Annotated in this window: 18 protein-coding genes; 14 read left to right on the forward strand and 4 right to left on the reverse strand. The window is 42.4% G+C overall.

Annotated features, from left to right (window positions below; translation table 11 throughout):
- Positions 1-189: 189 nt before the first annotated feature.
- The 5 genes from BS1321_RS13400 (at position 190) to BS1321_RS13420 (ending at position 3502) form a co-directional block, all read left to right on the forward strand.
- The gene (locus BS1321_RS13400) at positions 190-1029 is read left to right on the forward strand and encodes a flagellar hook-basal body protein (protein ID WP_063235661.1); all 840 of its coding nucleotides are present in this window, start codon (positions 190-192) and stop codon (positions 1027-1029) included.
- A 52-nt stretch (positions 1030-1081) separates the two neighbouring features.
- Positions 1082-1924: a flagellar hook-basal body protein gene (locus BS1321_RS13405; RefSeq protein ID WP_063235662.1), complete on the forward strand. Its 843-nt coding sequence runs from the start codon at positions 1082-1084 to the stop codon at positions 1922-1924.
- A gap of 168 nt (positions 1925-2092) precedes the next feature.
- Positions 2093-2347 carry a DNA-directed RNA polymerase subunit beta gene (locus BS1321_RS13410; RefSeq protein WP_063235663.1) on the forward strand — a complete coding sequence of 85 codons (255 nt, stop codon included), beginning with the start codon at positions 2093-2095 and terminating at the stop codon, positions 2345-2347.
- Between the two features lie 127 nt (positions 2348-2474).
- On the forward strand, positions 2475-2903 hold the full coding sequence (fabZ, locus tag BS1321_RS13415; protein WP_034315755.1) for a 3-hydroxyacyl-ACP dehydratase FabZ: 429 nt from the start codon (positions 2475-2477) through the stop codon (positions 2901-2903).
- Between the two features lie 308 nt (positions 2904-3211).
- Positions 3212-3502 (forward strand): hypothetical protein, encoded by a 291-nt coding sequence (locus BS1321_RS13420; RefSeq protein ID WP_063235664.1) that lies wholly within the window; start codon positions 3212-3214, stop codon positions 3500-3502.
- Between the two features lie 115 nt (positions 3503-3617).
- Here the strand turns inward: BS1321_RS13420 and BS1321_RS13425 are convergent, their stop codons facing one another.
- Entirely contained in the window at positions 3618-4052 is a 435-nt protein-coding gene (locus BS1321_RS13425; protein WP_063235665.1) for a YwpF family protein, read from the reverse strand.
- 358 nt (positions 4053-4410) lie between these two features.
- Between BS1321_RS13425 and ssb the strand changes: the two genes are divergently transcribed.
- The 8 genes from ssb (at position 4411) to BS1321_RS13465 (ending at position 15541) form a co-directional block, all read left to right on the forward strand.
- On the forward strand, positions 4411-4773 hold the full coding sequence (gene ssb, locus BS1321_RS13430) for a single-stranded DNA-binding protein (RefSeq protein ID WP_063235666.1): 363 nt from the start codon (positions 4411-4413) through the stop codon (positions 4771-4773).
- 546 nt (positions 4774-5319) lie between these two features.
- Positions 5320-6324, forward strand: a complete 1005-nt coding sequence (locus BS1321_RS13435; protein WP_148358363.1) for an ABC transporter ATP-binding protein — start codon at positions 5320-5322, stop codon at positions 6322-6324.
- Complete coding sequence (locus BS1321_RS13440; protein ID WP_063235668.1) at positions 6305-7273, forward strand: ABC transporter ATP-binding protein; 969 nt, start codon at positions 6305-6307, stop codon at positions 7271-7273. The genes BS1321_RS13435 and BS1321_RS13440 overlap by 20 nt, the downstream gene beginning before the upstream one ends.
- A gap of 42 nt (positions 7274-7315) precedes the next feature.
- Positions 7316-8932: an ABC transporter substrate-binding protein gene (locus BS1321_RS13445; RefSeq protein WP_063235669.1), complete on the forward strand. Its 1617-nt coding sequence runs from the start codon at positions 7316-7318 to the stop codon at positions 8930-8932.
- A 115-nt stretch (positions 8933-9047) separates the two neighbouring features.
- Positions 9048-10052 (forward strand): ABC transporter permease, encoded by a 1005-nt coding sequence (locus BS1321_RS13450; protein WP_063235670.1) that lies wholly within the window; start codon positions 9048-9050, stop codon positions 10050-10052.
- Positions 10053-10064: 12 nt separating this feature from the next.
- Positions 10065-10967: an ABC transporter permease gene (locus tag BS1321_RS13455; protein WP_063235671.1), complete on the forward strand. Its 903-nt coding sequence runs from the start codon at positions 10065-10067 to the stop codon at positions 10965-10967.
- 207 nt (positions 10968-11174) lie between these two features.
- On the forward strand, positions 11175-14912 hold the full coding sequence (locus BS1321_RS13460) for a S8 family serine peptidase (protein WP_094246612.1): 3738 nt from the start codon (positions 11175-11177) through the stop codon (positions 14910-14912).
- A gap of 212 nt (positions 14913-15124) precedes the next feature.
- Positions 15125-15541 carry a hypothetical protein gene (locus BS1321_RS13465; protein ID WP_063235672.1) on the forward strand — a complete coding sequence of 139 codons (417 nt, stop codon included), beginning with the start codon at positions 15125-15127 and terminating at the stop codon, positions 15539-15541.
- A gap of 144 nt (positions 15542-15685) precedes the next feature.
- Here the strand turns inward: BS1321_RS13465 and BS1321_RS13470 are convergent, their stop codons facing one another.
- A complete protein-coding gene (locus BS1321_RS13470) occupies positions 15686-17131 on the reverse strand; it encodes an aminotransferase-like domain-containing protein (RefSeq protein WP_063235673.1) in 1446 nt (481 codons plus the stop codon).
- 124 nt (positions 17132-17255) lie between these two features.
- On the opposite strand from BS1321_RS13470, the gene BS1321_RS13475 reads away from it, so the two are divergent.
- On the forward strand, positions 17256-17864 hold the full coding sequence (locus BS1321_RS13475) for a LysE/ArgO family amino acid transporter (protein ID WP_063235674.1): 609 nt from the start codon (positions 17256-17258) through the stop codon (positions 17862-17864).
- Between the two features lie 163 nt (positions 17865-18027).
- Here the strand turns inward: BS1321_RS13475 and BS1321_RS28160 are convergent, their stop codons facing one another.
- Entirely contained in the window at positions 18028-21000 is a 2973-nt protein-coding gene (locus BS1321_RS28160) for a DEAD/DEAH box helicase (RefSeq protein WP_063235675.1), read from the reverse strand.
- Positions 20993-22618 (reverse strand): hypothetical protein, encoded by a 1626-nt coding sequence (locus BS1321_RS13485; protein WP_063235676.1) that lies wholly within the window; start codon positions 22616-22618, stop codon positions 20993-20995. Before BS1321_RS13485 ends, BS1321_RS28160 begins: the two co-directional genes overlap by 8 nt.
- Positions 22619-22671: the final 53 nt, after the last annotated feature.

The raw sequence follows: 22671 nt of genomic DNA on the forward strand, positions 1-22671 counted from the left end.
TGAGCAATAGGCCCTCTTCTTTTAGTCGAGAATTTAACACCATTCCTTTAAATCTGACCTAGCCTACGATATAGACAAATTCTTCTGCCTAATGCTTTTCCTTTTCCTTAAGATACTGACGTTCATGACCGATAAAATAAATATGAGAACTTGAACGGGGTAAGTTATGTAGATTGAGGAGTGAAGAAGATGTTAAGAGGTTTTTATACGGCTGCTTCCGGGATGCTTACACAACAAAGGCGCACAGAATTGCTCACAAACAATATGTCCAATGCGAATACAACAGGGTATAAAGCGGATCAAATGAGTGTAAGGTCTTTTCCGGAAATGCTTATCAGCAACATAGGTGGTAAAACGGTTCCTACGGAGAACAAATTGAGCATGCCTAGCTTATCCCAGGTTGGGGGGCTCAGTACGGGTGCTTACGTACAGGAGGCGAATCCTTTATTTACCCAGGGCACATTGGAGGAAACCCAACTTAATACGGATATTTCCTTGGTTGATGAAAATCTTCCGATCAATGAAGAAACGGGCCGGCAAGGGTCGGTGTTTTTTACTGTCCAGGATGGTGATGGTGCTATCCGATATACGCGTAACGGCAGTTTCACCCTGGATGGGCAAGGTTATCTGACTACGCCTTCGGGTCATTATGTATTGAACGAAAATAATGAAAAGATCAAGCTTGATAGCGATCAGTTCACAGTAGCGGAAAACGGTGTTATTTTGGAAGGGAATGTTCAAACGGCACGTATGGGCATCGGCTATTCGGATGATCCGTCATTACAGCTCATGAAGGATGGGGAAGGCCTATATAAGGCTGTGAATGATGGTGATTTACCTAGCGCATACGCGGCTGCAGATGTTGGTTTTTCTACTAAGCAAGGCTTTCTTGAAGGCTCCAATGTTGACCAATCGAGAACGATGACAGAAATGATGTCGGCATACCGCTCTTTTGAAGCGAGTCAGAAGGTTCTTCAAGCATATGATAAAAGTTTGGATAAAACGGTCAATGAAGTTGGCAGGCTTTAATTGAAAAGTAGAAAAATGATTTTGGAAATTTGAACATGTAAGGGGAAAAACCATGAATCGGACGATGATGACGGCGACGAATACGCTGAACCAACTTCAAAGTAAAATCGACCAAATAAGTAATAATATCGCGAATGTGGACACGACTGCCTACAAAAAGACCCAAACGAGTTTCAATGACTTATTGACTCAGAGTTTCAATAATCAACCGAGTGAGACCAAGGAAAAAGGAAGGCTGACCACACCTGGCATCCGGCAGGGAACAGGTGCTATGATAAGCCAATCTCAATTGGTGGTTTCACAGGGAGCCTTAAAGACGACGGACCGCAACCTTGATGCTTCATTCATCCGGGAGGGCCAATTCTTCACCGTAAGCGTTCAGGACGGCAATGGGGTCAATACAAGGTTTACAAGGGATGGGTCCTTTTATTTATCTCCTAATGCTAACGACCAAATGATACTCGTTACCTCTGCTGGACATAAAGTCCTTGATGAAAATGGTGAACCGATCCTCATTGAGGGAAATATTAAAGACATTAAGATTTCGGAAAATGGCTTATTGATAGTGGATACGGAAGAATATGGCGAAAAGAGTTTTGGGCTCGGAATCGTCTCGGTAAAGAAACCGCAGTTTCTTGAGCGGCTAGGCGGAAATTTACTTGGCCTGCCGGAAAACATCAATGCCTTGGGTGTCACTGAAGACGATATCATGACTTCATTAACTGGGGATTCCCGCAACCAGGCAGCAGTCCGTCAAGGCACTCTGGAGGCCTCAAATGTCGATCTTTCCAAAGAAATGACGGATCTAATCAATGTTCAGCGGTCTTACCAATTTCAATCCCGGGCGGTAACGATGGCTGATCAAATGAGCGGATTAGTCAATGGAATCCGTTAAAGTATCTGGTAAATAAAATGTCTCCCTGCGGAATTAGAGCAAATCGGTTATAATGAATTCATAACAAAGAGAATCATTCGTGCCGATCATTTTGCATAGCTGCTGAATTTCTGGTGTATAGGGAAGTTCAGTCGGCGAGTTTTCTTAAAAGGAGCTTTCACATTCTATATGGAACAAAATCGTGTAATGAGACAACAAATTGAAGAAGAGATAAAGGAAGTTGAGACGAAACCGAATCGTAGAATCAAGGTCCGTCTTTTGCCAATTTGGCTTCGTTTACTCATTGTTATCGGATTGATTTTCATTGCTGTATTATCCGGGGCACTATTAGGATACAGTGTGATTGGTGGAGGAAATGCTATGGATGTTTTCCAAAAATCCACATGGACCCATATTATTGATATAGTGAACAAGGGCGCGTAGTCCCATGTTTTTTGAGGTAGTTGCTGTCGTTATCGAATTTATATTACATGGCAACTACGCCTCTGTCCTCATGACAGGGGCGAGTTTACGTTATGTTTGAAATATTTAAGTCATAGGAGGAACAAGTATGCTTGATATCACACAAATAAAGGAAATTATTCCGCATCGTTACCCATTCTTATTAGTCGACCGGATCATAGAAATAGATGAAGGGAAAAGAGCGGTTGGATTGAAGAATGTCTCAGCAAATGAAGAATTCTTTAATGGTCATTTCCCCGATTATCCAGTAATGCCTGGTGTTTTAATTGTTGAGGCATTAGCGCAAGTTGGCGCTGTAGCCGTTTTGAAGCAAGAAGAATACAAAGGACGGCTTGCATTTTTCGCTGGGATTGATAATTGCCGCTTTAAAAAGCAAGTTAAACCAGGTGATCAGCTGCGTCTGGAAGTGGAAATAGTGCGTATGAGAGGGTCAATGGGTAAAGGGAAAGCAGTGGCAACGGTAGATGGAGAAACAGCATGTGAAGCCGATATCATGTTTGCTTTTGGTGACAAATAAGAAGTGCATTCATTTTCCTTGAAAGGGAAATAGAATATTTTAATTATATTTCTCAAAAAAAGGTTTAAGGAATCGTGAAGCGGTGTATATAAAGCACTGCATTGCTTTTTAAAGCAAGAGCGGTTTTTAGAACTTTCTATTCTCCCTTTGAATGCCGGACATTTTTAAATGTCCGGCATTTTTTATTGATTAAGTTCCAATAAATACGAGCTAAGCGGATTTTCTTATTAAATTTAAAATAGGGCGCAAGTTATTTTCACATTCGGGCAAAATAGCTAATGATTAAGAAAGAAGGGAGGTTGCCAAAAATGATGAAGAAAATTTTTGCACTAATTGGGGGATCTTTATTATCTATTATGTTCCTTGCTGGATGTGGAACTGATGATAATGACAACAATCCCGCACCAGAAGATGATAACAACATCATTGAAGATGATAACAATGATCTAAATGATAACAACGGCAAGGATGATAACGACATGAATGATAACGATGATGGAGTGCTTGATAACGACAATAATGACGTTGATGATAACATCGATAATGATGCCGATGACTTGATTGAAGACAATGATAAAAATGACGACAAAAATAAGTAATTAGCACAAAATGGAAAGACTGGCTTAGATAAGAAGAGGATTAATATCCTTATTCGTCTAAGTCAGTCTTTTTTATGTGCATTCGATTAGGGAATGGGAATTAAGGGAAGGGTTTTTATTTATTAGTTGCTAATTTAGGCTTTGAGCGGATTTTTTGCTTGAACTCTTTTAATAATTCATCGCCGGATAGACCTTTTTGAACCAAATCTTCAAGAAGGAGTTCTGCATATTTGCTCCGTGTTTTTTGGATGTGACCAACGAATAAAAGGCTATAATGGTTGCCCACTTTTCTTATTGTGCGTAAAACAGTGTGAAACAAAGCCGGTTCATTGTCCTTTTTGGTAATGACGGCCTGGATATACACCTCTCCGTCAATATTGGGAAGTGAGGATTCAAGCTCCTTGAAATGGTTTTCTTCTACAAAGGCTTCCAATAACCATGTTCTAGCGTCGTTTTCTTTATTTATAATCAGTCCATCTGTTAATGCAATATCAATCAAGTTTAAATTCTCAGTAACAATTTGCAACGTGATCAATTTAAATGATTTCATCTAATTCCTCCGTTTCTTGCCAGAAGAGCGGTAATTACCTCTCTTAATCGTAAATTTTGAAATGTACATATCGATTAATCCTTTTAAAGGTAATTATATCATACTAAAAAAAAGTCTCTTAATGAAATGAAAACCCAACATTTGTCTAAATTATGAAGGATAGAATAAAAATTTGCAAAATATTTAATTTTGTTAACTATTCGTTTTTCAACTGACTTTAATCGAAAAAAAATGATTTTGCATCCATTCTAACGGTTTTTTATGAAGAAAAAGGGTGTAATAAGGCCATTTCCTTCATTTTTTAATCGATGGAAGAAAGAGTATGATTAAAGCATATTAAAGAGGAAGGAGTGAAAAAATGATTAACCAAGTTACCCTCGTCGGCAGGCTTACGAAGGATCCCGAATTAAGATACACATCCGATGGCAAGGCTGTTTCCAATATCACGTTAGCAGTCAACCGGAACTTCCGTAATACTGTCGGTAACTATGAGGCAGACTTTGTACAGTGTATCATATGGAAAAAGTCGGCTGAAAATACTGCTCAATATTGTAAAAAAGGTGCCATAATCGGCATAACTGGCAGAATACAAACAAGGAGATACGAAAATCAGGAGGGTAAATATGTATATGTAACTGAGGTGGTCGCCGAGAGAGTTCAATTCATTGGGTCTAAACAAACTGATGTTAAGCCCAAGGATTTTGAACATATTGGTTTATAGTGATACGTGGAGAGGTTAGGTATGATAGCTTGCCTAAGGACGGAAGCAAGATTGTTTTTAAGAATATGTAAGAGTGGAATAAACTTAGTGATTTATTCCGTCATGTGGTGAAGGCCAATGTGAAAACTTCTAATAATGAATATTAGGACGGATTCATTTGATGCTTACTCAATTGGAAACACAAAAAAGTATTTATATGACCATAATGAAAAATAAATGCAAAGAATTTCAGCACTATTTAATAAAACTTGATAGTAGTATATATAATTCATTTTCATCCATTTATTCCCCAAAGCTAATATAGCTTTTTCCCCGCTGGAAACCCCGATTTACCCTCAATAAAATCGAGATATCTGATTTCCCCCTTGTATTGACTGCAAATAAGCAGTCTTTTTTTTGTGCCAAAATGTGTGTAAATAGAAAAAATAAAAAAATAATTCTGTTAAATTAGAATTTTTAGAAAATATATTGTAATATTTTAATTTTGATGCAATAATAAACCCAATAATATAATTGGAAAAAAAGTTATATATAGGAAGTGATTTGATGGACGAACCAATTATTAAGGTGAATGGGCTGCGAACCAGTTTTCGTACTGACGATGGGGTGATCCCTGTCGTGAATTCAATCGATTTTCATGTCAATCCTGGTGAGGTTTTAGGGATTGTAGGAGAATCGGGATGCGGAAAAAGCGTAACTTCTCTGTCCATCATGGGTCTGGTTTCTTCACCGGCTGGTAAGGTGGAGGGGGAAATCCTTTTTAAAGGAGAGAACATCGCAAATGCCTCTGAAGCGAAAATGAGAAAAATTCGCGGGAATGATATAGCGATGATATTTCAGGAACCGATGACAAGCTTGAATCCAGTGTTCACTATTGGCGAGCAGTTGATCGAGACGCTTCGAATACATAAAAAATGGAACAAAAAACAGGCACGACATAGAGCGGTGGAAATGTTGAAGCTGGTTGGGCTTGGCCGTGCCGAGGAATTGCTCAAAGAATATCCGCATCAGCTTTCAGGCGGAATGAGACAAAGGGTCATGATAGCAATGGCCATGATTTGTGAGCCGAAACTCCTTATAGCCGATGAACCGACAACGGCTTTGGATGTGACGATCCAGGCACAAATCCTAGAGTTAATGAAGAATTTAAATAAAGAAACTGACACGGCAATCATGATGATTACCCATGATCTTGGGGTAGTGGCGCAAATGTGTGAACGTGTCATTGTCATGTATGCCGGCAAGGTAATAGAGGAAGGAAATGTGCAAACGATTTTCCAAAACCCTAAGCATCCTTATACTGTCGGTTTACTTCAGTCGATTCCGGATATGCGAATAAAGAAAGAGCGTCTTTACTCAATACCGGGTAATGTGCCAAAACCTGGGACAAGCAACCTCGGGTGCCAGTTTGCCCCTCGGTGCGCCCATGCCATGGAGCAATGTATAAATGAGACCCCGTCTCTTTTGAAATTCGATGAGGGTCAGCATGTACGCTGCTGGCTGTATGAAGATGGGAAAGGAGCTGCCTTGCATGAATCAAACATTGGTTAAGGTAGAAAACCTAAAGAAGCATTTTCCGATTAAAGGAGGAGTTCTAGGAAAGACCATTGGAGAGGTCAAGGCAGTGGATGGTTTGTCTTTTTCCATTTATAAAGGGGAAACCTTAGGACTTGTCGGTGAAAGCGGTTGCGGAAAGTCTACGACGGGAAGATTATTGCTTCGATTGCTTGAACCGAGTGAGGGTAATGTTTATTTCGAAGGAAAGGACCTGACGGCTTTATCTTCCAGTGAAATGAGAAAGATGCGCCGTGAAATGCAGATGGTCTTCCAGGATCCATTCGCTTCCCTCAATCCCAGGCATACTATTGAAAAAATATTGGAAGAACCGCTCATCGTTCATGGGGTTAAAGATAAAAAGGCGCGAAAGGCCCGTGTACAGGAACTCCTTAAGGTTGTTGGCTTAAGCAGTTACCATGCTAAAAGGTATCCTCATCAATTCAGCGGGGGCCAGCGGCAGCGTATTGGCATCGCGAGGGCACTTGCAGTCAACCCGAAACTGATTATTGCCGATGAGCCGGTATCTGCACTGGATGTGTCGATTCAGGCCCAGGTCTTGAATCTGTTGCAGGATTTGCAGGAAGATTTTGATTTGACCTACTTGTTTATTGCCCATGATCTTGGAGTGGTAAGGCATATCTCCGACCGTGTCGGTGTCATGTATCTTGGGCATATAGTTGAATTGACGGAAAGTGAAGGTCTTTATGAAGATCCGCTTCATCCATATACGCAGGCTTTATTATCAGCCGTGCCGATCCCGGATGTGGAATACAAGGGGGATAGGGTAATCCTGCAGGGAGATGTTCCAAGCCCATCAAACCCGCCTGCTGGCTGTCCATTCCATACGAGGTGTCCGAAGGCGATGGCAGAATGCAAAACGGAAAAGCCAATCCTGAATGAACATAAACCTGGTCACTACGTTGCTTGTCATCTATACAATTGACACGACGTATACATAAATTCGCAAATAATAAGGGGGAAGAATATGAAGAAAACATTGGCATTATTGCTGACTGGTATCCTGGCTCTTTCGCTAGCGCTTGCAGGATGCTCCTCGTCTACATCAAAAGAGAAAGATGAGGGTAAAGGGGGTACGAGTGAAGCCAAGGGCGGCGTATTGATATACGGTAAAGGTGGAGATGCTGTCGGTCTTGACCCAGCTATCGTAACCGATGGGGAATCATTCATCGTCACACAGCAGATCTTTGAAACGCTTGTGAAATATGGGGAAGATAATACGGAAATCAATCCAGGTCTTGCAGAATCATGGGAAGTGTCCGATGATGCAAAAACATACACATTCAAATTGAAAACCGGCATCAAGTTCCATGATGGTACGGATTTCAATGCAGATGCGGTCGTAAAAAACTTTCAACGTTGGGCACAAAGTAAGGATGAGGGTAAATTCGCTTACTATGCGTCCATGTTCGGAGGGTTTGAAGGTGATGAGGGCCATGTGATCAAAGAAGTTAAAGCGATCGATGCCAGCACGGTGGAATTCACGTTGAACCGTCCGCAGGCGCCGTTCCTGAAAAACCTTGCCATGCCTACATTTGCAATAGCCAGTCCGGCTGCAATTGAAAAAGAGGGTGACGGCTTCACTAAAAATCCATCTGGTACAGGTCCTTTCAAATTCAAATCATGGAAACCTGGCGATACGATTGAAGTGGTGAAAAACGATGACTATTGGCAAGATGGACTGCCAAAACTTGATGGAATCACGTTTAAGGTCATTAAAGATAACTCTGCGCGACTAAATGCTGCAATCAAGGGTGAAATCGACCTGATGGACGGGTTGAACCCAAGTGATATCAGTAAAGTTACAGGAGATGAAAAACTGCAAATATTCGAACGTGCATCCATGAACGTCGGGTACTTTGCTTTCAATGTTGAGAAAGCGCCATTCGACAAGAAAGAAGTGCGTCAAGCCATCTCGCATTTGATCAACAAAAAGGAAATCATTGATAATTTTTATGAAGGCACAGCAGAGCCTGCCAAGAATCCTATGCCGCCATCCGTTTCTGGCTACAATGACAAAGTCGAAGACTATGATTACGATGTAGAAAAAGCGAAAGAACTGCTGAAAAAAGCTGGACTTGAAGACGGATTTAAAATGGACCTTTGGGCAATGCCGGTACCGCGCCCATATATGCCAGATGGTCAAAAAGTGGCTGAAGCCATTCAAGCAAGCCTAAAACAAGTCGGCATCGAAGCGAATATCGTTTCGTACGAGTGGGCTGCATATTTAGAGAAAGTGCAGGCTGGTGAAGCCCAATCCTTCATGATGGGATGGACAGGCGATAATGGAGATGCAGATAACTTCCTTTATACATTATTGGATAAAGATAATATCGGCTCCAACAACTATGCCCGTTATGCAAACGATGAAGTGCATGACCTATTGATTGATGCTCAGTCAACGGCAGATGAAGCCAAGCGTAATGAGTTATATGGAAAAGCCCAGGAAATCATCCATGATGAAGCACCATGGGTACCGCTTGTCCACTCTTTACCGCAGCTAGCCGGATCTAAGACGGTCAAAGGGTTTGTTCCACATCCGACTGGTTCACAATCCCTTGTTAATGTTTCTCTAGAAAATTAACCGTACGAACCGGGTAGTATGGAGTCTTGCATGCTTCCCGGTTTTGTTATGGAATGCATTTCAAAATGATCGAGGGCGCTTCGAAGTACCCTTATTTAAAAGGCGGGTGATTGTTTTGTTTTCCTATACCGTACGACGTTTAGGATCTCTCATTCCAGTGTTACTCGGAATGGCGTTTATTGTATTCATGATGATTCGGGCGATTCCTGGAAACCCAGCACAGGTGATTCTAGGGCAGCAAGCAACAGAAGAGGCAGTCGCTGCAATGACAAAGGAACTTGGTCTGGATAAACCTTGGTTCATTCAATTTTGGGATTACTTATCAGGCCTGTTAAAGGGTGATCTGGGTGTATCGTTAAAAACGAATAGTCCGGTTTCGGAAGAAATTGGGCCATACTTAATGGCAACGATAGAGCTGGCATTGATCGCCATGATCATCGCAGTTGTCATAGGTGTGAATGCAGGGATAATATCAGCTTGGTTCCAAAACTCATGGTTTGATTATGTCGCCATGGTGATTGCTTTAATTGGTTTGTCCATGCCTATATTCTGGCTTGGATTAATGGAGCAATACATCATTTCAATTCAATGGGATTTACTTCCGACGACAGGGAGGGACAATATCAGGGATCCCGTTGAGGCCATAACCGGCCTGTATTTGATAGATACACTCATACAGGGCAGGGTTGATCAATTTTTCGAAGTGATCAAACATCTCATTTTGCCGGGGATTGCGCTTGCGACCATTCCGATGGCCATTATTGCAAGGATGACACGTTCGTCCATGCTGGAAGTTATGAGATCGGATTTCATTCGTACGGCTCGTGCTAAAGGGATGAGAATGTTTTGGGTTGTTTACAAGCACTCCTTTAAGAATGCCCTGATTCCAGTGGTTACGGTTATCGGCCTGCAGACGGGATTACTTTTAGGCGGCGCCATTTTAACGGAAAACATTTTTGGATGGCCGGGTATCGGTACATATATTTATGATGCAATACTATCTCGGGATTATCCGGTTATACAGTCCGGAATTCTCGTCATTGCCTTTTTGTTTGTCATGATTAATCTGGTTGTGGACTTGTTGTATGCAGCGATCGATCCTAGGATTAAGTATAAATAGGGAGGGAAACTCATGCCTGAAATAGCAACGAATACATCGCCAATCCTTCCTCCCAAAGAGGCAGAGGAAAAAGTCATCTCTCCCTGGAAGGAAGGTTGGAAAAGTTTTAGGAAAAATAAGGTAGCCCTTGTTGGTCTGGGGATTGTTACATTTTTCATCTTAATCGCCATCTTTGCACCCCTTATAGCACCCTATTCATTTGAGGGGCAAAAGCTAAGTGATAAACATTTGGCCCCGTCTGCGGAGCATTGGTTTGGAACGGATGAATTCGGCCGTGATATTTTGAGCCGGGTCATTTATGGCTCGCGCATATCAATAGGGGTCGGCTTCTTATCTGTTGCCGGGTCTGTAGTGGTTGGATCTTTTTTGGGAATCATTGCCGGTTATTACGGCAGGTGGATAGATACGATCATATCGAGGGTCTTTGACATCATTCTGGCCTTTCCAAGTATCTTGCTTGCCATTGCAGTAGTAGCCGTTTTGGGGCCTTCCCTTCGCAACGCACTTATTGCCATCGCCATCGTCAATGTCCCGATATTCGGCAGGCTTTTACGTTCACGGGTCTTAACGGTGAAAGAAGAGGAATATGTAACGGCTGCGAAGGCAATTGGTATGGGGGATGGACGCATTCTCCTTCATCACGTCCTTCCGAATAGCCTTGCACCGATTATCGTTCAAGGTACCTTGGCGATCGCAACTGCCATAATTGAATGTGCAGCACTCGGCTTTCTCGGACTCGGTGCACAGCCTCCAGCACCAGAGTGGGGAAAAATGCTTGCCGATTCCAGGGCGTTCATCATTCAAGCACCATGGACGGTTCTATTCCCTGGCCTTGCGATCATGCTTACGGTACTCGGCTTTAACCTAATGGGGGATGGGCTGCGCGATGCCTTGGATCCAAGAATGAAAAACTAGAAGTATAAGGGTGGTGTTAGTTTAACATCACCATCTTTTTTTCGTTTAGCTTTCAAAACTATTAAAATATGAAAAATAATAACAAAATCCTAGTTGGAAATAGGAAAATAGTGACTATTACCTCTTAAAATCACCCCAAAAGTTGTGATACTTTTATACTCAGTAATAATATTCCAAAAATTGATTATTTTAGAGGAGGAAAGTTCATTGATTAAACGTAGCTTGTCCATTCTAGCAATCTTTCTATTAGTATTTACTGCAAGCGTTTCCGCAGCCAAGCTCCCAGATCCCCCGACCGGTTCGGGTGGAGCGGGGAAGAAGAATCAAGAAAGTATTATAAAGCTGAAGAAAAATGATTTGGGGAAGAATTACAAAAGCAACGAGAAGGTCAGGGTCATCGTAGAGATGAAGGAAGCCCCGGCAATAGAAACAGCTTCGAAAGAAGGGAAACTTTTTAAACAGCTGTCGAAAAATAAGAAACAACAATTAAAGTCTGAAAAGCTAGCTAATCAGAAGAAATTGAAAAAAAAGGTGAAAGAGAAAAAAATAGCTTTCAAGGAACTTGAAAGTTTTACGACAGTCGTCAACGGGTTCAGTGGTGAACTTCAGTATGGTGAAATCAAAAAGGTGGAAGCCATGCCTGAAGTTGCTGAAGTACATATTGCGAATGAATATGAACGTCCTGTAGAAAAACCCGAGATGCTTTATAGTAAAGAACTTGTCCAAGCCCAGGAAGCTTGGCGGGAATATGGATATAAAGGGGAAGGGATGGTCGTCGGGATTATTGATACTGGGATCGACCCAGCTCACCGTGATATGGTCCTGAACGACGAGAATAAGGCTGAACTGACTGAAAGTGAAATTACCGGGATGAAGGAATCTAGCCATCTAGTAGGCAACTATTATACGGCGAAGGTACCTTATGGATACAATTACATGGATGAAAATGAAGAAATCCTTGACCTTGGTGAAGGGGCTTCCATGCATGGAATGCATGTAGCAGGTACGGCTGGTGCCAATGGAGATGAAGAGAATGGCGGTATTAAAGGGGTTGCTCCTGAAGCCCAGCTGCTTGCTTTAAAGGTCTTCGGGAATGATCCCGACATGCAGACAACATGGGGCGATATATATATTAAGGCGATTGACGATGCCATCATCCTTGGGGCGGATGTGCTGAATATGAGCCTTGGCTCCACTGCAGGTTTTGTATCGGCAGAAGATCCGGAGCAGCAGGCGGTATCCAGAGCTGTTGATAATGGGATCCTCATGTCGATTTCAGCAGGAAACTCGGCACACTTTGGAAATGGATTTGCAAACCCATCAGCCTCGAACCCGGATATTGGCGTTTCAGGTTCACCGGGACTTGCTTATGATTCGGTACAAGTGGCATCGGTAGAGAATAACTATATGGATTTGGATGCAGCGACTTATGATATAAACGGACAAGCAGGAAAAGCTCCGTTCATGTCGGCTTCAAGCGTACATCCCAATGCATTATCGGATAAAACACATGAATTGGTGGCTGCAGGTCTTGGGACGCCAGAGGAGCTTTCCAAAGTGGATGTTAAAGGCAAGTTCGCCCTCATCGAACGCGGCACGCTTTCTTTTATAGAAAAAGCGCAAAATGCCCAGGCAGCAGGCGCGACAGGAGTCATTATTTACAATAATGCTGACGGATATATTTCCATGGCCACAGATCCAAGCATTACCATTCCACAGCTGTTCATGTTGAAGTCGGATGGTGCAAAGCTGAAAGCGGCCTTAACGGATGGAGAAAAGGTTAAGATTACCTTTAATGGTGATAAAACAAAAGCTGTAAATCCAGAAGCAGGGAAAATGAGCTCATTCAGTTCATGGGGAGTCGCACCGAACTTGGATTTCAAACCAGAAATCACTGCTCCGGGCGGACAAATTTATTCGACGCTGAACAACGATGAATATGGAATGATGAGCGGTACTTCGATGGCGGCACCACATGTTTCCGGCGGCTCGGCATTGGTTCTTGAAAGAGTGGATAAAGAGTTTAAATTAGACGGATCTGCCCGGGCAAATTTAGCTAAGAACCTGATGATGAATACATCAAAACCATTAACGGATCAAGGTGTCGTCAATAAGGCCCTTGACTGGAAAAACCCTTATTCGCCTCGCAGGCAGGGAGCCGGAGTCATGCAGCTGCAATCCGCATTGTCCACACCTGCTGTCGTGACCGAGGCGTTCACGAAAGAAGCGAAGGTTGCAATGAAGGAGATCGGCAATAAGTTCGCCTTTACTTTAAAGGTTGAAAACTTCAGCAACAAAGCGGTCAAGTATGATGTAAAAGGAAATATCCAAACAGACTATGCAATCCAGGGACAACTGGGTTATTCGGCTAATGAGCTGGAAGCGCAGGAAATTAAGAACGCTTCAATTAAAATCAATAATAAAAATACAAATAAGATTACCGTTCCTGCAAAAAAATCGGTTACATTCGAAGTGAAAGTGGACATATCCGATGCAAAGGTACTTGGCGATGACCTTCAGACTCTTGTAGACATTGACAAGGTCTTTCCAAACGGATACTTTGTTGAAGGGTTCATTTCATTGAAGGATCCAGCCGATACGAATCCGGAACTGCATGTACCGTATGTAGGGTTTAAGGGGGAGTGGGACAAAGCTCCGATCCTGGATGGCACTAAATATGACAAAGAGTCTTTCTATGGCATGGCAGGAGGAGTATCGACAGCGGGCGAAGATTTCACTTATCTTGGCTATGACCCTGCGGGAAAAACATTCAATGGCAAAAATATTGCGATTTCCCCAAATGGTGATGGTGCACAGGATGACTTCGTTCCGGTCCTATCATTCTTAAGGAATGCGAAAAAGGTAGAATACAATATATTGAATGGTGAAAACAAATCAATCCGGAAACTTCGCACAGAGAATAATGTACGTAAAGACTATTATGATGGCGGACAGGGGACCGCATACACCCTGGATCCAGCCCGTAAATGGGACGGTAAAATAAATAATGCACTCGCTAAGGATGGGGTCTATTATTTTGAAATCAAAGCGATGATAGATTACGAGGGTGCAAAATGGCAGACGTTTAAAATGCCTATCAAAATCGATACGGTAAAGCCGACAGTCAAGATTTCGAAAAAAGGCAATGTATTAACCATCCAAGGTAAGGATAATTTGAATGGTTCAGGGCTTGCTTATTACGATGTACAAGTCGATGGAGCATCCATCATGGAAGAACCGCTCCCGGCGAATGCAAAACAATTCACCCTACCTGATGTAAAAGGGGAAAAGGTTCAGGTTGTGGCAATTGACTTTGCAGGTAATGAAAAAACGGCTGAAACCGAATTAGCCAGTGATTCAGCTCCAATCGATAATCATGCACCGGCTGTAAAGATCAAAAGTCCTGAAGCCTTGAGCGTGAACAATAAAAATAAAATCAAAATAACAGGAGAAATTGAAGAAGCGTCGGAAATAAAGGAATTTAAAATCGACAATAAAACGGTACCTGTAACGTATAACAAGACGAATAATAAATATGAATTCTCATATGAAAAGAAATTTGAAGATGGCGTCCAAAGCTTCACGGTTAAAGCAACCGATAAATGGGATAACACGGTTTCCTTTAAACGGACGATTATGATCGATGCAACTAAGCCAGGTTTAAAAGTTAAAGGTGTACCGGAAACTGTGGGAGTCAAAGGCAAAAATCCAAAAGTGGATGTGACGGTAGAAGATAATTTCGATGAAATCCGCCTTTACCTGAACGGAAGCGAAGTATTCTATCATGAATTCAAGGAACCATACAAAATGCGTGCCTATAAGAAGAAGATAGAGGATTTGGAGCTGCCGCTTAAATCAGGCAACAACAAGTTTGAATTTAAGGTGACCGATCTTGCAGGAAATGAATCGAAGAAATCCTTTAACATCAATAAAGCAAAAAAATAACGAAAGGAAGCCCTCTTATCCAAGAGGGCTGTTTTTGCGTAATAAGATTTCCGGATTTTGAATTCTTTCGTGATGATTATGGAGTAGTTTGCTGCGTTTTCACCGTGCTAATATGGAAATCTATTATTGAGGAAGTATTTTCATTATCCGGCAGGTATATGATGCAGTATAAAAGAATTAGGTATAAAGAACCTATTAAAAGGAGGGTATCTATGAATTATAAGAAGAAATCTAGCAATAAAGTAACTATTCGTGGAATTACAGTGAAATTCGAAAGGAGAGGATGCGGCAGGTCAAATCTTACAAAGCCGAGTTTCTTTGATGCACTTCAGCACGTCAATTCTCCCTTTGAAAAGGATCCCCGCTCAGATTCACCCTATCAGGATTTTCCACTATGTCAGGAGATAACCCTTTCTTTTTTTGAAAGAGGTGCTAAAACATCTATTAATTATGACCCCCACCAAGAAAAAATCATCATTGAGGAAAGTTCAGAGGCATATCAGACGAATAAGGGTGAGGCGCTTACTGCAATCCTCGATCATATCATGATCAATCATGGCAAACACCATTCTTTTTTCATCATCCAGCAAAAAGAGCGGAACGTAAAAATGAAAGCTGCTACTCCGTGATATCATCTTCTAGGCATTGTAAGGTATAAGACTTCCGTTAAGTGTAACGTAATTCGAAAAGATACTTTACTCAATAAGGATGGAGCTGCCACGGCAGCTCCGTTACTGTTTCAAAACGATGATCGTCTCCATTCCTTCAAGATGTCAAACCAACTGCCGAATGATCTTTGAAAGGGTTTGGATGCCATAAGCTAATTGTTCCTCCGAGGCGTATGAATATGAAAGCCGTATATGTGTATGGTTATTTGGATCGTATATGTACCCCGGATTAAGAAGTATGTTCTCCTTTATCGCTTGCTTGAAAAGGTTTGGATTCACGATGGGTTTGCATAATTTTAACCATATATAAAACCCGCCTTGAGGTATTTGCCATTCAGCCAGTCCCTTAAAATATTGATTGAGAAGAGTTAATGTAAAATCTCTACGTGCTATCAACTCATGCCTTAGCCACTCTAAATGCTTTGAATATTGACCATTTGCTAACCATTCTGCTACAAGGTGTTGGGAAAGTGCACTGGAACCGTAATCCATTTGCATTTTAATATCCGCTAAACGTTCAATCACGGTTATTGGGCCAGCAATCCATCCGATACGCAATCCGGGGCTTAATGTTTTGGACATACTGCCAATATGCAATACAAGGCCATCTGCATCAAGGGATTTTAAAGGCGGCGGAGGTTCCTTTTCAAACCACAAATCACTATATACGTCATCTTCAATAATCGGGATCTGTTCTTTTTTGCATAGTGATAATAGGTTTAGTCTTTCTTCTTTTGTCCATGTAGTATTTGTTGGATTGTTAAACGTAGGAACAGTATAAAACAGTGACGCTTTCTTCCTTCCGTTGATGCGCTTTATTTGTGTCGGGATACTTTCCCGGCCTTGTATTGATAAACCTACTAAATGCATGCCCGCAGATTGAAAAGGGTGAACGGAATTTAAATAAGAAGGGGATTCATGTAAAATCATCGAACCCTTTTGAAGTAAACCAACTGAAATCAACTGGAGTGCCTGAAGCCCGCCAGAAACGATCATGAGGGAGCTGGGACTTGCGTTGATCCCTTTTGTTTCTAAATAAACACTTATACATTGGCGAAGCCTCTTATCACCCTTGGGCTCGGAATAACCTAATGAGTGAGCATCAAAAGAAGTGGATCGCAACGTCTTTTCGATTTGTTTTGTAGGCAATAGAGATGGAGATAGTTCGCCCGTGCCTAATCTGATGATGGCAGTGTCCGTTTCATACTGATTAATGTCCTGAATCGTTTTTAAATTAGGTTCATGAAGGCCATTCCGGACATAGTTTTTCCAGTCGGGCTGTTTGCTGGAGACGAGCACATTCCATGTATTGTTCGAAACGAATGTGCCGGACCCAACCTTAGTTTCCAATAATCCTTCTGCAATCAGCTCATCTATGGCTGTGACGATGGTACTTCGGTTTACACCAAAAGAATCGGCCAATGAGCGTTGTGATGGAAGCTTAGTACCAACTGGCCATTCCCCTCGTGTAATTTGTTGTTTGATCCATTCTACTATCTGTAGGTGAAGTGATTGTTCGGAAGTCCGGTTTGGTCTCCATTCGATAAACATACGAAAAAACACTCCTTTCATGTTCTTTATTCATTATAAATTGGTTGGTTTGAAAACCAACCAATTGGATGGTCAATCCCTTGTTTTTTTCATTATACTGAATATGAGGGGAGGGGGTATTCGTATGGGACCATTTTTTCATGGATTATTATTGGCTTTAGGGCTTATACTTCCTTTGGGAGTGCAAAATGTATTCATTTTTAATCAAGGAGCAATCCAACCTACCATAAAAAAAGCATTGCCAGCAACGATTACAGCTGCCATTTGTGATACGGTGCTCATTCTGTTAGCCGTTTTAGGTGTTTCGTTGATTGTCATGCAATATGATTGGTTGCGCCTTGCATTAATCATAATCGGAGTTATATTTTTATTGTATATGGGGTTTCAGATTTGGTTTACCAAATCAAACTCACAGTCAGGTGCCCAATCTATGCAGATGTCCACCAAAAAACAAATTGTATTTGCTCTATCCGTATCATTACTGAATCCGCATGCAATCTTGGATACGATAGGTGTAATCGGTTCGAGCTCACTTGTTTATTCAGGAAAAGATAAAATGATCTTTACCATAACCTGCATCTTTGTGTCATGGTGCTGGTTCCATGGATTATGTCTTGCGGGCCGTTTGCTGAAAAAGGTTGATACATCTGGCAAATTCCTTGTAATATTAAATAAAATTTCTGCAATCATCATTTGGATCACGGCTCTTTATATGGTTAAATCACTTTTTTGAATCAGATAAACGTATTCGAACTAGACCATACCAGATATTCGAGAGTTTAAAAGTTACAGGATATATAAAAAAAGGAGAATGCATATACGATATGCATTCTCCCTTTTTTTGACTTGATAAGCTAACAACCTGCTCTCATTGATCTTCATATCGTTAGAGCGGGTTATTGAAGAGCAACCAAGTCCTTGATTTCCTCTGTAGAAAGTTCGGTAATCCAGTTGTCACTGCTGATGATCTCATCGTTCAGGGCTTGCTTTTTATCAAGCATCTGGTCGATTTTTTCTTCCAGGGTCCCTGTGCAGATTAGCTTATGAACGTGAACGAAACGCTGTTGCCCAATTCGGTAAGCACGGTCGGTGGCTTGATTTTCTACAGCTGGGTTCCACCAGCGATCATAGTGAATCACGTGGTTTGCTTCTGTAAGATTAAGACCAGTGCCGCCTGCTTTCAACGAGAGTATGAAAATAGGGAATTCTCCATCTTGGAATCGGGTGATCATTTCATCGCGCTGCTTCTTGTTCGCACTCCCGTTCAGGAATGGAACTTCAAAGCCATATCGTTTTTCCAGCAATTCTTTAATCATATTGCCCATCCCGATATATTGTGTGAAAATGAGACAGCTTTCATCCTGTTCGCGGACAGCATCGATAAGCTCGGTCAGCTTCTCGAGTTTGCCTGATCGGTTAGGCGCCTTCATGATGTCTTCCTTTTCCGTCTCTTTTAAGTAAAGAGCTGGATGATTGCAAAGTTGCTTTAGCTTATTCAGCATCTGAAGGATGATGCCTTTTCTTTCAAAGGCAGACAGTTGTTCGATATCAGTGAATGTATCTTTTATCAGTTGTTCATACAACGATGCTTGCTCGGTGGTAAGCGGTACGAATTCCTTTTGTTCTTGCTTATCCGGAAGATTAAGAGCGACTTCTTTATCGCGCTTTGTACGGCGAAGCAAAAAGGGCTGTATCAAACGCTGCAATTCCTTGATTTTATCCTTCTGTTCATCACGCTCAATGGTCGCCACATATTTTTCCTGAAACTGACCTAGCGTTCCGAGATAACCTTTATTGATGAAGTCGAAAATCGCCCATAGCTCACTTAAACGGTTTTCCATCGGCGTACCCGATAAGGCGATATGATGTCTGCCATTTAGCTTGCGGACCGCTTTGGATTGCTTCGTTTGGGAATTCTTGATGTTTTGTGCTTCATCAAGGATTACGCTGCTCCAATGGATGGAGGTCAGTTCTGCCATATCTTGGTGGGTCAGTCCATATGATGTTAAGACAATATCATGATCAGCTGCCAGTTTAGTAAATGCTTCACCTTTAGCACGATTCGATCCGTAGTGAAGGTGAACTTTAAGTGATGGTGCGAATTTTTCCAATTCCTTTTGCCAGTTGCCAAGGACCGATGTCGGGCAGACGATGAGCGCCGATTGTACAGGGACGGATTCGGGAGCAGTGGTAATGACCTCAGCCTCATCACTGCTCTCTGCGCTACTATCCTCTTCGACAATGATCGGTTCACTCTTTTGTTCGTCCTTGGGGGCAGTGGGCAGCTCTTTACCGGTTCCTTCTTTACCTTTCACATGAAGTAGGTAGGCAATCATCTGGACGGTTTTTCCAAGTCCCATATCGTCGGCTAGACAAGCACCAAAACCATGCTCTCTTAAAAAAAGGAGCCAGCTCATGCCAAGTTTTTGATAGGGGCGTAAATCACCTTGAAGTGCATTAGGGACGGGCAGGATGGATATGTTTTTGGTTTCTCGGAGTCTTCCCACCATTTTACGGAGCTCCTGGTTCAATTCAAATTGAATCCGGAGCATTTCGTCGTTTTCAGAATCGTTATCGCCATCTTCATTTAAGCCATTCAACAGTTCCTGCTGCAGCAAGTCAGTCAGTTGGATGCCTTTTTCATTAGCCGTTTCCATTAGCTCCTGAATTTGTTTAATGAAAGCTGGATCAAGCTTGACCCATTGGCCGCGGATGAAGACAAGCCGCCTTTTTTCATTGACGAGCTCCTCGAACTCCGCCTCAGTGAGCTCTTTTCCATTTAATGAGAACCGCCAATCAAAGTCCATTAAAGCTTTTAACCCGACATAAGAAGGGCCGCGGTTCGATTGGCTCTTCACTTTCGCCTTGACCTTCAATGAGGACTCCTTCAAGGCAAGCCACCACGATGGAAGGAGAATTTCGACGCCAAGAAACAGGAGTTTTTCACTTGCGTCGGTCAAGAACTCCCATGCATCCGTTTCCGAAATCTCCCTTTTCAGACGACCATTCTCCCCAAGCCATGGCACGACGAGTTGCCAGCGTTTCGTAGCGCGCACCACTTCACTTGCATACTTATTCCAGCCGCGCGGCAGTTTTTTTCCTGTATATGTTTCAATGATATTCTCATCCCTTTTGGAGCGAAGGGTAACATCGAGTATCCAAGGCCCATTACCATCAGGAGGCTCAGTTAAACGGAGACCTATAGTGAATGGTTTGGGATCGGATTGGGTACCGAGCCATTCCTGCCAGCTGTCTTTGTCAAAAAAGGCTTGCAATTCTTCGGGAGAAAGTCGTGTATCCTTTAATGCCCCGACGGCTTCACTCCATTTATGCTGCATGGGTGAATAGTTTTTTAAATACATATTAGCGGCACCGTTATACCACTTTTCGATAAAAGTACGGTTGGTTTCCAGTTCAGGTGAAGGGAGATCCAAAGATATTTCTTCTTCCCAAAAGGAAGGGACGAATTCCTCTTCCACTTCTTCCGGCAGCTTCCAGCCGATGGAGTCCAACTGAAGATTAGTGAAATCCGGTACGGGGATTCCAGCTTCAATGGATTCATGAAGAACGGGCGCTGCTGACAGGCAAAGGGAGGATATCTCGGACCATTCCCATTCTATGAAGGAGTTAAAGCTCTCCCTCGCAAAAAAGTTGAGAAGTCCCCAGGCGTCAAGAATGAATACTTGATTTCCATCCACTATATCGGTAGTCATTTTAGTACCATAAAAGCTTGTGTCATCCCAGTTGAATAACAGCCTGCGTATATAGTTCGTAGTGAGGAAGGTATTCTCTTCATTGACGACACCAAGGGCGTAAGTTCCGTTTTCGAGAGCTGCTATTTTGATTTTTAATTTCCCTGGATTAAACATCGATAAGCTTACCCCTTTTTAGTTCTTCTTGGAAAGCGCGCAGCCGTTTGGTTGAATCTGCTACATAAAGTATATAACGTTCGAATACGTCTTCCTTTTTGCTCTTTTTATAGATGGTGCGCATCCTTTTCAAATAACGGACAGCTTGCTTATAAGCAGGCCGATTTTTCAAAGAAACTTTTTCCTGGACCGCATGATAATAAAGTGGCAGGATTAGTTCCGGTTCTTTTGAGACCACTTCTTTGATGGATTCACTGCTGATTAAGTCAATGCTGATTTCAGAGTAAATATGCATCTCCACCCATTTTTTATATTGTCCTTGTTCAAAAAGGAAATTTGCATAGTTCCAATAGCTGTGCGGAAGGGTGGCCCTGTAAAATTTCTCAAGCAAATCGGTCCGTTTTAATTTATAACAGGAACTGTTAATTAAAGTCGTAAAGGTCCGGACGAAATCTACCCGTTTATAATAATCGGATAAACCGGCAAGGAACTCCTGGACATTATTATTGATGAATTCAATGAAAGGGATGGCTCGTGACCGGTTTTCTGATTCAGCCAGGAGATTCAGCCAATAAAAAATGTATGGACAGGCATCCTTCTTCAATTCATGAAGAAGCTCAACCGCTTGTTTATTCTGGTTCTCCAAAAGGGATAGGTGAATGGCTGCGAGTGAATAGGACGTCCTCTCAGTGGTGCCCATATACTTCTCGGGAAGTTCTTTATTGATTCGTTCCAGTTCCTCTTTACGCCATGAGGAATTGGAGAATAAGTAGCTCCATATCTCCCGATAGAGGTCGATCTTTTCGTATTCCAGACCTTCTCCTCCATCCAGTAGTTTAGCTACATCTTCCTTGATGCTGAAAACGAATGGATCAAAGGCGAAGGGCCTAGCTTGCCTGCTAAGCGGCTGTACCGTTTCGTGCAGCTCTTCTGCCAGGTCCACGGCAAGCGCATAAAAGACCCTGGTCGTTTGCGTCTCACTTTTATGCAGCTGAATCATTCTCAGTGTCTGCTGCATCGTGCAAAATTGCGTAACAAAATGATAAAGCAATTTCCATTCCCTTTCCATCGGAGCCTTTGAGCTAAGGCGTTTAAAGTAAGTTTGTATATGATTTTCAATCATATAAGTAGGCTCGCCTATATGAGGCTCGACATGTTCCGCAAAGGCATCACTCACGAATTGCTTCCATGATGGATAGCTTTTATCTAAGGTGATGGATTTCTCCGCCGCCTGTTTCAGTAATTCACTCGCCCGTTTCACTTGCTGCAGTGCTTGGGCGGTTGAGGTGCTTTTTGGTGCTTTCCATTCGCTCAGCCATTCGGAAACACTAGCGTGTTCTGAATACGCAGAAAAGAAAATGGCCATTTGATGCCGGCAAATGAACCTTGAATCACAAGTACAGCTTCCATCCTGAGGGAAGAGCAGGTTCAGCCTGGCCTTGAAGCGTGTCTCATCCTGTACCTCAGCCGCAATCGTATCCACCGCTTCTTCTTTAATATCAACGAGCCCCTGACGGTATAACTGGAGCCCTTGATTCACCACGTCCGAATCTTCCGGATTCCCGGCCTCCAAAAATTCCGCCAGCCGTTCCCCAACTAACAACAACTCCCGCTCCATACTCTCCTCCTTCAGGGACAAGCCCTGTTTACCAAAAATATATTTTTGTATGA

Origin of the sequence: Peribacillus simplex NBRC 15720 = DSM 1321 (assembly GCF_002243645.1) — a bacterium.
Lineage (GTDB): Bacteria > Bacillota > Bacilli > Bacillales > DSM-1321 > Peribacillus > Peribacillus simplex.

Excerpts from the sequence above, each read along its gene's own strand:
- BS1321_RS13400 (WP_063235661.1), top strand. The coding sequence starts at position 190 with ATGTTAAGAGGTTTTTATACGGCTGCTTCCGGGATGCTTACACAACAA.
- BS1321_RS13405 (WP_063235662.1), top strand. The coding sequence starts at position 1,082 with ATGAATCGGACGATGATGACGGCGACGAATACGCTGAACCAACTTCAA.
- BS1321_RS13410 (WP_063235663.1), top strand. The coding sequence starts at position 2,093 with ATGGAACAAAATCGTGTAATGAGACAACAAATTGAAGAAGAGATAAAG.
- fabZ (WP_034315755.1), top strand. The coding sequence starts at position 2,475 with ATGCTTGATATCACACAAATAAAGGAAATTATTCCGCATCGTTACCCA.
- BS1321_RS13420 (WP_063235664.1), top strand. The coding sequence starts at position 3,212 with ATGATGAAGAAAATTTTTGCACTAATTGGGGGATCTTTATTATCTATT.
- BS1321_RS13425 (WP_063235665.1), bottom strand. The coding sequence starts at position 4,052 with ATGAAATCATTTAAATTGATCACGTTGCAAATTGTTACTGAGAATTTA.
- ssb (WP_063235666.1), top strand. The coding sequence starts at position 4,411 with ATGATTAACCAAGTTACCCTCGTCGGCAGGCTTACGAAGGATCCCGAA.
- BS1321_RS13435 (WP_148358363.1), top strand. The coding sequence starts at position 5,320 with ATGGACGAACCAATTATTAAGGTGAATGGGCTGCGAACCAGTTTTCGT.
- BS1321_RS13440 (WP_063235668.1), top strand. The coding sequence starts at position 6,305 with ATGAATCAAACATTGGTTAAGGTAGAAAACCTAAAGAAGCATTTTCCG.
- BS1321_RS13445 (WP_063235669.1), top strand. The coding sequence starts at position 7,316 with ATGAAGAAAACATTGGCATTATTGCTGACTGGTATCCTGGCTCTTTCG.
- BS1321_RS13455 (WP_063235671.1), top strand. The coding sequence starts at position 10,065 with ATGCCTGAAATAGCAACGAATACATCGCCAATCCTTCCTCCCAAAGAG.
- BS1321_RS13465 (WP_063235672.1), top strand. The coding sequence starts at position 15,125 with ATGAATTATAAGAAGAAATCTAGCAATAAAGTAACTATTCGTGGAATT.
- BS1321_RS13470 (WP_063235673.1), bottom strand. The coding sequence starts at position 17,131 with ATGTTTATCGAATGGAGACCAAACCGGACTTCCGAACAATCACTTCAC.
- BS1321_RS13475 (WP_063235674.1), top strand. The coding sequence starts at position 17,256 with ATGGGACCATTTTTTCATGGATTATTATTGGCTTTAGGGCTTATACTT.
- BS1321_RS28160 (WP_063235675.1), bottom strand. The coding sequence starts at position 21,000 with ATGTTTAATCCAGGGAAATTAAAAATCAAAATAGCAGCTCTCGAAAAC.
- BS1321_RS13485 (WP_063235676.1), bottom strand. The coding sequence starts at position 22,618 with ATGGAGCGGGAGTTGTTGTTAGTTGGGGAACGGCTGGCGGAATTTTTG.